At 35.9% G+C, this 9,926-nt stretch carries 6 protein-coding genes and 2 pseudogenes; 6 read left to right on the top strand and 2 right to left on the bottom strand.

The annotated features are described in order from the left end of the window. A pseudogene (locus A3I7_RS0109625) lies at nt 1-536 on the bottom strand (helix-turn-helix domain-containing protein); the annotation flags it as partial. Nucleotides 537-573: 37 nt separating this feature from the next. On the opposite strand from A3I7_RS0109625, the pseudogene A3I7_RS14630 reads away from it, so the two are divergent. The 6 genes and pseudogenes from A3I7_RS14630 to A3I7_RS0109595 all read left to right on the top strand — a co-directional run. Further along, nucleotides 574-1,121, top strand: a pseudogene (locus tag A3I7_RS14630) (IS30 family transposase); the annotation flags it as partial. 171 nt (nt 1,122-1,292) lie between these two features. Then, the gene (locus A3I7_RS0109615; protein WP_018376571.1) at nt 1,293-3,713 is read left to right on the top strand and encodes a GH39 family glycosyl hydrolase; all 2,421 of its coding nucleotides are present in this window, start codon (nt 1,293-1,295) and stop codon (nt 3,711-3,713) included. A gap of 179 nt (nt 3,714-3,892) precedes the next feature. Next, entirely contained in the window at nt 3,893-5,746 is a 1,854-nt protein-coding gene (locus A3I7_RS0109610; protein WP_018376570.1) for a glycoside-pentoside-hexuronide (GPH):cation symporter, read from the top strand. Between the two features lie 205 nt (nt 5,747-5,951). Then, on the top strand, nt 5,952-6,815 hold the full coding sequence (locus tag A3I7_RS0109605; protein WP_018376569.1) for a sugar phosphate isomerase/epimerase family protein: 864 nt from the start codon (nt 5,952-5,954) through the stop codon (nt 6,813-6,815). A gap of 9 nt (nt 6,816-6,824) precedes the next feature. Beyond that, nucleotides 6,825-7,178, top strand: a complete 354-nt coding sequence (locus A3I7_RS13265; RefSeq protein ID WP_051071849.1) for a C-glycoside deglycosidase beta subunit domain-containing protein — start codon at nt 6,825-6,827, stop codon at nt 7,176-7,178. A 170-nt stretch (nt 7,179-7,348) separates the two neighbouring features. After that, nucleotides 7,349-9,583 carry a helix-turn-helix domain-containing protein gene (locus tag A3I7_RS0109595; protein ID WP_018376568.1) on the top strand — a complete coding sequence of 745 codons (2,235 nt, stop codon included), beginning with the start codon at nt 7,349-7,351 and terminating at the stop codon, nt 9,581-9,583. Nucleotides 9,584-9,669: 86 nt separating this feature from the next. Here A3I7_RS0109595 and A3I7_RS0109590 read toward each other — a convergent pair. Next, nucleotides 9,670-9,926 (bottom strand): IS3 family transposase (locus A3I7_RS0109590; RefSeq protein WP_018364481.1); only part of this gene is annotated, 257 nt, incomplete at its 5' end.

The following is a 9,926-nucleotide window of genomic DNA, read 5'->3' as shown; positions in this document are numbered from 1 at the left end:
TTTGATATTCTTTTCCATCAATAAAGCGCTTACTCGTTCTCTCCTCGAATAAAGATTTTATTTTTAGACGCTAAAATGGTTTCGGCGTCTGCTTTTTTCGGATGTTGGGGACGAGGGCTAACTTTACGCCAACCATGACGTTTCAGGAGAGCATAGAAACCTTCTCGGNTTGTCTTGTGCCCAACTCTCTCTTGATAGGCTTTAAAGAGGGAGTTAACGGTAATGAATTCTCCATTCAAAGAAGAAGAGAGTTGCTCTTTAAGGAAATCTTCTTCCTCCTCATGCATCATATAGGAGCGGCGGCGACCACCACGATTTTCCTTTAAGAGGGCTTCTAAGCCACCACTTAGATAGNGATTCAATAAGTTTCGGACTGTCTGATGGACAAAACCTACTGATTTAGCTACGAATGTTAAATTATGGCATTCAGAATAAAGAATGAGTGCCTGTATTTTTCTATGATGCGGAGCATTATTTTTATCTTTAAGTGCTTGCTTTAATTCTTCGACTTGTGTTTGGGTAAGTTCTTTTGTCATAATACTATTATAACGCTATTTATGATTTTTGTTAAGTATAAGACGTAAAGTGAAAAGTCGAAATCCTCAAGAAACACGTGGAAAATTTACCATTGGCCCCCATTTCCAAACATCCTAGAGAAGTTAAAACAAGAGAGACAGTCGGTCACTGGGAATTGGATACTGTCGTCTCCTCTTGTGGAAAAAGTAAAGGGGGTTGACAACTTTTATCGAGCGAAAGACAAGCATCTAAGATACCTGACCACACTTCAAAATCTATGTTCTCAGCCATTCAAGCGCTATGTCATAGCATACCGAAAAAATTTCTGAAGACCTTTACATCTGACAGAGGGAAAGGAGTTTGCTTGTTATCTCTTGGTAGAAGATTTCGGCATTGACTTTTACTTTGCGGATGCCTATTCCTCTTAGCAAAGAGGGAGTCATGAAAATGCTAAAGGATTATTGCGAGAATATTTTCCAAAGAAGACGAACTTAGCGACAATCAGTGAAGATGAGCTAACTGTAGCTCTAGATGCCATCAATCAGCGTCCACGCAAAAGTTTAGGTTACAAAACAGCTTTTGAGGCTTTCATGAGTGAGTTATAACAAAAGTTGCACTTATTCTTGAATTTATCATATTGAAAAGTAAGAAGACTAATACCTCTCTCCTCATTTAGTGCATCACTACATGATCACAGAGGAGAATTTTTATTAGATAGCAACTTGTGTTATAATAGTCTTTACAATGTAGAAAACGTATTCAAAGGAGGTAAAAGTGTGATTTTTACAAATCCCTGGGACAATATAAAAATTAGACCGATTAGTCATGTTGAAGATATTCAATATTTTGACTCAAGAATTCATATCATTTATGTTTTGTTTGGTGAAGTTTCTTTGAAAAAATCAAACGCTCAGTTTAAGTTAGGCAAAGATGACTTTATAGTTTTATCTAAGACAGAGAAATATGATTGCCAAGTCAAATCTGGTGGACGGGCTTTTTATTTTATGATGGATTATTTTGTTAAAAATCAAAATGACAATTACGTTTATACTTTCAAGGGGGATAGTATTAACAATCCTAGGGCAACAGATAGTGATTTAGTCTACCAATTAAGACAGCTTTTATTGATGAAGATTCAAAAGGAGAGTAGTAATTATTCTAAGGTCTACAAACAGTATTTTACACTGATTACTCTTTTAGAGGGCTATTATCAGGTCGAACTGCGAAACAATAATCAAAAAAATATCAAAGGGCAAGTCGAGGATTTAAAATTTTACATTGATAATAATTTTGAAAAAGATATCAGATTATCAGATTTAGCTGATCAGCTCTATGTGACCGAGCAGTACTTATCCCGCGTTTTTAAAGAGGAAAATGGTATCGGTGTATCGGAATATCTTATTAAACGACGGTTGGCTAAGGTCAGACAGTTGTTGTTGGAAAGTGAAGAAAGTATCACAGATATTGCTTATTCAGCAGGTTTTTCAAATATCAATTCTTTTAATAGGATTTTTAAAAAGTATCAGGGAATGACGCCAAGTGATTATCGCCGTGAAGTGAAGAACGATTTATTGGTGACTTCAAGCAGTGATGCGGGAGAAGAGACTGATTATACAGAGATTCAAGAGTATTTGCAAGATGAACCAATCAATACTGCTGATAAGGAAATCAACGTCAGTCTAGACAAGCCAATAGAGTTCGATGCTAACAAGTTGTTGATCAACCTAGGTTATGCAGGAGATTTGCTGAATAATGCTTTGGTAAAAGAAATTGGGTTTACAATTGGATATACTTCTTTCCGATATGGCCGTATCTGGGGATTGCTTAGTGATAATATTTTAAGACAAAAAGGAGACTACTTTGATTTTAGTACAGTTGATGGGATTCTCCAGAATATTATGGACTTAAACCTGATCCCATTTTTAGATTTAGGTTTCAAAGGAAAACAAATTCACGAGACTGTTGAAAACATTATTAGCCAGGAAGCATTTCAACTACCTGATAATGATTTCGAACATTTATTGAGGCGGTATCGTGCCTTAATTCAGCACTTTGTTGATAAATTTGGTTATGATGAGGTATCTAGTTGGAAAATAGAGCTTTGGAAACCTAATCCTCATGTGTTGGAAACTCTTAAACAAGAAAATCTAGCCTTTTTAGTTTCTGGTGAGACTACCTTAGATTTAAGAGTTAATAAGGACTATTTTTATTATTTTTCTCGAGTAAAAAAAGAGATTCAGTCTATCATACCGGATCTAGAAGTTGGTGGCAGTGGTATTACCCTGAATCTGGAAAAAGATAGTTATAAAGAATTTGTTAAAAATTGGGCAGAGCAGAAAGAAAAACCCAATTTTGTGACCTTTACAGCTTACTCACTTGATATCTTAAAGCAGAATTTTAAAAAATTGGATAGCAATACACTTATTTCCTCGGACACCGATTATTTGAAATCTAGTTTGCAGGAGGCTAGAAACTATATTGGTCATGTTAATTTATGCCCACAATTAATTGTTTCAGAATTTAATTTAACCAATAGCGCAAGAGATATTATCAATGACTCCTCTTTTAAGGGACCTTATATTATCAAAAATCTTTTAGATTTGGTTAATCTTTGTGACCTAGTTGGTTACTGGCAATTATCTGATAGTTCTTTTACTAGTTTCGACGTTAATGAGAAAGAGATATTTGGTGGCGGTGGTCTTATTTCAAAAAGTGGCATTGCTAAGCCAAGCTTTTATGCTTTTGATTTTCTTAATTCATTGGGGAGTCAACTTCTCTATCTTTCAGAAGGAGTTGTTGTTACTAAACGTAATCGAAAGTTAGTTATTCTTCTTTATCACTATTGTCATTTGAATAGTCTTTATTATTATTCTGGAGCAGAACAGTTTAACCAGAAAAATATTTCCTCACTTTTTGAAAATGATGGGAATCGAAAATTTCATTTTAAAGTCGCACCGATAAGTGAAAAGAAAGATTATAAAATGAAAACGAGACGCATCGGTAATAGTGAAGGAGCTTTTTTAACAGAAGCAGAGAGAGTGAGTGATGAGGATAATTTTAATCGTGAAGAAATCAATTATCTTAGACACCGCTGCATTCCTAGCTTAAAAAGCGAAACGGTTGCTATTAAAAATGGAATTCTTGATTTTAGAACAGAATTAAAGCCCCATGATATGGTATTAATTGAAATTAGTTAACTAGTATTAAAAATACAATATACTTTTTTTAACCTCATTTCAACGACAAACAGATAAGATGTGAAAAAAGTGCTAGTTAAAGAATAAATGCGAAAGAGTGAAACGCTTTCATTTTTGGTTTAATAGTAGTGTAAACAAGGTTGCAACATTTACATTAACTAAAAATGGAGGATTCCGTGATGGATAATCAAAAGAAAAAGCTAAGTAAATTTAGCATTATGATGTACGGGATGGGAGATTTAGCAAGTCAATTTGTTTGGACTTTCGTCGGAACCTATCTAACAGTTTATTATACAGATATTGTGGGATTGGCTCCCGCAGCTGTTTCGGCAATTATGCTTGGTGCCCGTCTCTTTGATGCATTCAATGACCCTGTTATGGGGATGATTGCTGAGCGTACAGAATCAAAATGGGGTCGTTTTAGACCTTATATTCTATTTGGTTCACCTTTTCTTGCTATCTTTAGCGTTTTAACCTTTACAGGCCCATTTGGAAATGGTTCAGCCGGTGTTTGGTGGGCTGCCTTTACTTACGTCTTTGCTGGGATGCTCTATACTTTGGTTAATATCCCTTATGGCGCTATGGCAGCAGTTATGTCTACTGATGAAAATGAACGTAATGGTTTGAATGCGTCACGCTCTGTTGGTATGAACGTTGGTATGATTATTGTTAACTCATTCTCAGCAGTACTCATGCTAGCATTTTCAGGTGGCTCTAAGGTTGCAACACAATCTGGCTATTTAATGACAGCTATCATTTACGCTGTTATTTCGATCCCTATCTTTTACGGAGTATTCAAAACTTCAAAAGAGGTTGTTAAACCTATTCGTAGTGAAAAAGTTTCACTTGGAACAACGCTTAAAAATGTTGTTGGTAATAAGTATTTGATGATTTTGTTAGTCATTATGATTTTCCAAATGACAGCCTTTATGGGACGTATCGCTCTAACAACTTATTATGTTATTTACTGTTTAGGGGCGTTCTCACTGATTGCAATCTTGATGACTCTGCCTTCCATCGGTGGGGCTTTGGGCTCATTCTTTGTTGTTCCCTTGGTCAAACGTTTTGGTAAACGTGCCGTACTTGCAACATCTTTATTAATTCAAGGTTTAGGCTTGTTACTCATTTATTTTACTGATTTCAAAAACATTCCCCTGATTATCATTGGACATGTTATTTATGGTTTCTCTGGAATTGGATTCCCAATTACTTTGACAATGGTTGCGGATGCTGTTGACTATCAAGAATGGAAAACAGGGGTTCGTACAGATGGTACAGCTTATGCAACCTATGGCCTTGCTACAAAAGTAGGCAATGCTGTCGGCGCTTCTGTTGGAGTCCTTGTCTTGGGTGCGATGGGGTATAAGCCTAATGCTGCTCAAAGTGTTGGCGTTCAACATGGTATTAATATGGTTGTCAACTTGGCACCTGCGATTTTATTCATCTTAGCAGCTTTCGTTACTTATGTCTTCTGGAATCTTTCTGAGAAACGTATGGCTGATATCCATTTTGAATTGGACGACAAACGTACTATTCGTGCGAAAGTTGATGAGGTTTCAGAAATTCCTGCTAACACTAAGGATGAAAAACTTTATGCTCCAGTTGCTGGTAACGTCATCATTTTAAGTGATATCAATGATAACGTATTTGCAAGTGGTGCCTTGGGTCTGGGTGTTGGTATCAAACCAACTGAAAATATCTTGGTAGCTCCTGCTAATGGTGAAATCACAACGGTTGCCCCAACAGGACATGTCTATACTTTGAGAACTGACGGTGGTGCTGAAATCTTACTTCATATTGGTATCAATACAGTAACCCTTGGAGGTAAAGGCTTTGCCAAATTAGTAAAAGTTGGTGATAAGGTTAAGGTTGGTCAACAAATCGGAGCATTTGATAGAGACCTCATCGGGGAAGAAAAGCTTGATGATACTGTCATGGTACTTGTTACAAATGCTGTTGACTATACAGAAGTTAAACCTTTAGGTCAAGATGCAGCTCTTGTGGGTGATGACCTTATTGTATTGAAAAAATAGGTTACTTGAACTCGTCTCTGCAAAGAGATGAGTTTTTTGACGGAGTAAACCAGCGATTAGATAAAAAATGATGATACTTTTTAAAGATGCCCATTATTTTTTTCTAAAAAAATGGAGAATTGTTAAATTTAAAACATAAAATATGGTGAGTTTTAAATTTAGAGTTCTTTTATAATAATTATAAAGAAAAAATGGAGGAGATAGTATGGCTGAAAAAATTAAACGTGGCGTTGCTATTTACAGCTACTCTGGTGAATATGGACGTACCATGAATTTAGAGGATTGCTTCAAAGATATGTATGATATGGGGGCAACTGGAATTGAAATTTTGGCAAATTCGCATATTGATTCTTATCCTGAATTGAGTGCTGCTTATTTAGCCGAGTGGAAAAGGCTTTGTCAAAGATACAATATTGAACCTGCTGAGTATGGACACTGGGTTGATACAAGATTGTACAAAGATAGAGATATGACCTTGGAAGAGGCACGTGAAAAGTTGATTAATGATTTTAAAATTGCTCATCAGCTTGGTTTTAAAATTCTGCGAACTAAGATGGGGGTCATCAATGATGAGCTCGCCCCTGTTGAAAATTGGCGTGAGATTATCAAAAGTGTCTTACCAGAGGCTGAAAAATATGATGTGATTATGTGTCCTGAAATCCATCTGACAACTGTTTTGGCAGATCAATTTGTTCAGGATTATGTGGACTTTATCGAAGAAACGAGAACTAAGAATTTCGGATTAAACATTGACCTAAGTGTCTTCCAAAATCGTTTTGATGTTCCTGGTGTTGTGGTATTTAATCCAGATTGTAAGCACTCACAGCCAGAAGAAATCATTCCTTTATTACCATATGTTAAGTGCATTCACGCAAAATTTAACAAAATGGATGATGATTTTAATGAATTAACTATTCCATATCCTGAAATTCTAAAAATTTTGAAAGAACAAGGATGGGAGGGTTATCTTCTTAGTGAATATGAAGGTGAAAAGAAGGACGTTCCTGGTTTTGTGTCACAGGAACTTCGCAAACATCATATCATGATGAAACGTATTTTAGGTCATTAGGAGGAGCTTATGTTAGAATCAAATGTTATTCAGTATAGGGGATTTCATAGTATTATCGAAAATGATAAAATTGTTGGCTTCCAAATCTGTGTTCGATCCGACTATTATCGCGGTGTCTGGCTTAGTCAGTTAAGGCCAGGTAAAGTGATTGTAGACGACGTAACCTACACCAAGGAAGAAGTGATTTGGGAAATTAACGGCAAAGATTATAAGGTTGATGAATTGGCTCGGGCTTCTCAGGGCTTTTGGCGTATTACAGATGTTGCAACATTGAAAATTATGAAAAAGGTGGCTTGGCTCAAGGTTTTCATGATGTCTCAGTTAGATTTGCGGCCAGCTGCTCTTACATGCCACCGTTTTTAGATCAGTTTGATGAGAATGGTGATGAGACCTCTTTTAACGGTGGTACTTATACTCGCCAAAAAATGATTATTGTATAGTGCTTTACCATGAACTGCTTCAGATTTCTCTGAAAGCAGTTTTTAGGTTATAATGAAAAGATGTAAAAACGATTTTAAAGTATTGGAGACATCATGCTAAAGGTACACATTTATGACAAGGAGGTTCAAGTAGACAGGCGTAAGATTAAAATCTTATACAATCTGTCTGAGCTATTGGAGGTTAACGGGCGCTTTCTATCTGCTTTTGATATGTTATTGGTGAATGCTAATGACAATATGACTATACAACAAAGTGAGCAAGGGGGAATGCTTTATGCTATCTTTTATCTTGATAATAAGGAATTATCTCGGCTTTTCCAGAATAACCAGTTAAGTTTTTCTTGTGACAGTAGTCAGGAAAAAAATGATAATTTTGTACCATTGAGAGATTGTTTAACAAGGCTTTTGTTGGCTAATTCAGAGGTGGCTTCCTTTGCAAAAGTAGCTTTTCAAGAGTATTCCTATAAACTCTATCTTTTGCTGATGAATCATTTTAGGGTTAGCAAGTTGTCTTTGAATAATCTATCCTTGTCTGAACAATTTGAACAATATGTGGCAGAGCATTTTCAAACGGAACTAAGTCTATCGAAAATAAGCTCTGACTTTTTCATGACACCTCAGTATTTTTCAAAATTGTTTAAAGAGACAATGGGGGTTACTTTTTACAAATATTTAACCGCTGTACGTCTGGAACAGGCTAGAGATTTATTGGCAGATGAGGATATGTCGATTTTACAAGTAGCTTTGGATAGCGGATTTGCCAACATCAACGCTTTTAACAGAGCTTATAAAGAAAAATTTCAAGAATTGCCAAGTGATTATCGAAAGAGACAGGAGCAAACTGAAGTTCAATATATTAAGCCAGCTTTTCAAGAGTTGTCTCACATTTTAAAGGGGCAATTAACAGAGGAAAAACCTTCTTGTCAGAAGTTTCTAGATATTGATGTTGAGAACAGAGAACTGGTCAAGCCTTACTGGCAGAAGGTCATCAACGTTGGAAAGGTATCTAATCTAAATCAGAAGCGAATAGAGGAGCAGTTTCGCGATTTCCAATCTGAGATGCATTTTGAATATGCGCGGCTAAAGTTAGAGTATCCTGAAGATTTTAATCAAAATTACTCTTATTATGGAGAAGAATCTTATATGGACTTTCTGGTCAAATTAAATTTGAGATGTCAGTTTGTGATTGATTTTAGAGATTGGGATGGTCAGTCTCTTTTTCAAGATTATTTAAAAGGACTTATTTCACATTTATCTAATCGTTATAGCATCGAACGCTTAAGACAGTGGCGATTTGAATTGGATTATTTAACCCTATTTGACGATGATAAATGTCGTCGTTATGCTTCTGCATACCAGAGGATTTCTAAACTTTTAGAGAGTTATGGTATGGAAGAAAGTCTTTATGGACCAGGGTTTATTTTAGGAGACATATCAAGTTTTCGAATATTTACAACTAATCTTAAAAAGGGAATTATCCCTGATATTGAGCATTTAACTTTTCATGTCTTGCCCAACATTGCTAATAAAGACACTGATAATAACCTTACGCTTCAAACGGTGACGGACGTTAATCATATCAAAAATCAGCTAGAAATGATTCAAAGTGAATTAGCTGGTGAAAGCCATCGTTATCATATTGTTGAGTGGCAGGATTACCAACCCCATCATCCTTGGATTAATGATTCTACGTTTAAGGCAGCAGATATCATAAAAAATACTTTAGCTTGTCTGGGAATGCTGGATGATTTAGCTTGGGGGCCACCATTGGATTTGCTACTTGACGATAGAAGTGATCACTTACTTTCTGGTGGTGAAGGCTGTGTTACCAAACATGGTGTCAAGAAGCCATCTTATTATGCGCATTCTTTTCTGAGTTGCCATGGTCGAGATATTATTGCTGCAGATGACTATTCTTTGGTGACGTCGTCAGGTCACAATCTTAATGTAGTCTGTCATAATTGCTCTCAATTGAACTATCGTTATTATTTACAGGAAGATAAGAGACAACTATATCATTATAATGATTATTTTGAACAGGTGGAAAATCAAAGATTGGTTTTTCAGTTTAAGGGAATGAAAAATGGTACCTACTTGATAAAAACGCGTCTTGTTAATTCGAACTATGGGAGTGTGCAGGATTTAATGTCAAAAATTTTTCTGGATGGTACAATAAGTTTTGGAGAGTCTGAAATTAATTACCTTAAAACACAGGCTGTTCCTAAACTGACCCTTTTCCACTCGACTATTGAGGGTGGAAAGTTAGAATTGCAAGTTGATTTAGAACCAAATGAAATTTGCTATATGCATGTGATTTATTTGTATTGACATCACCTTAAAAAATAATTCAAATAATTAATCTGCTATATCTTTTGAACTGCTCCCTGTCAAGTGGACAATGAAATAATAAAAGATTAGGCGACGGCCTTGTTCCTCATTTCAAGAGGGGCAAGGCCGTTGTTGCGTTCTTGAAAACGTTGATGATTGTAAAAATAGATGTAGGCATCAATATCTGAAACCAGCTCCTCAAAGGTCTTATATTTCTTCAAATCATAGCACTCCGTCTTAAAGTGCCCAAAGAAACTCTCAATTGGTGCGTTGTCAATACACTTACCAACACGCGACATAGAGCGTGTCATCTGATACTGGGTCGTTAAACGGTAATAATCTT

The organism is Streptococcus orisratti DSM 15617, assembly GCF_000380105.1.
GTDB classification, from domain to species: Bacteria; Bacillota; Bacilli; order Lactobacillales; family Streptococcaceae; genus Streptococcus; species Streptococcus orisratti.
This window is presented reverse-complemented; position numbering and strand designations above follow the sequence as displayed.

What these genes read in the sequence shown, in the direction of transcription:
- A3I7_RS0109610 (WP_018376570.1), top strand. Translation starts at nt 3,893, where the DNA reads ATGGATAATCAAAAGAAAAAGCTAAGTAAATTTAGCATTATGATGTAC.
- A3I7_RS13265 (WP_051071849.1), top strand. Translation starts at nt 6,825, where the DNA reads ATGTTAGAATCAAATGTTATTCAGTATAGGGGATTTCATAGTATTATC.
- A3I7_RS0109605 (WP_018376569.1), top strand. Translation starts at nt 5,952, where the DNA reads ATGGCTGAAAAAATTAAACGTGGCGTTGCTATTTACAGCTACTCTGGT.
- A3I7_RS0109595 (WP_018376568.1), top strand. Translation starts at nt 7,349, where the DNA reads ATGCTAAAGGTACACATTTATGACAAGGAGGTTCAAGTAGACAGGCGT.